Here is a 229-nt window from a genome sequence, read left to right as displayed (position 1 = left end):
GAGGTAGCGTTTTGCTTTTTCGGGCACGAGGTCGACACCCATGCCGGGCCGGTCGATAACGTCGATGAACCCATCCTTGACGATCGTTTCCGGCAATCCTTCGACGATGTCGTACCACCAGTCGGGATCGCCGGTCGTGTATTCGTAGGCGATGATATTGTGGGGGAGGGTTGCCGATACCTGGTTCAGCGCGGCGAGGCCGAGCAGTCCGGTTGCCGTACCGTGCGGC

General features: G+C 60.7%; 1 protein-coding gene. It reads right to left on the bottom strand.

Annotated features, from left to right (window positions below):
- The coding region (locus tag KVS69_RS20925) for an enolase C-terminal domain-like protein (RefSeq protein WP_217540281.1) at positions 1-229 on the bottom strand (229 nt) is incomplete at both ends.

The sequence above is a fragment of the Stenotrophomonas sp. GbtcB23 genome (genome assembly GCF_019091045.1).
Classification (GTDB): Bacteria; Pseudomonadota; Gammaproteobacteria; order Xanthomonadales; family Xanthomonadaceae; genus Stenotrophomonas; species Stenotrophomonas rhizophila_A.
This window is presented reverse-complemented; position numbering and strand designations above follow the sequence as displayed.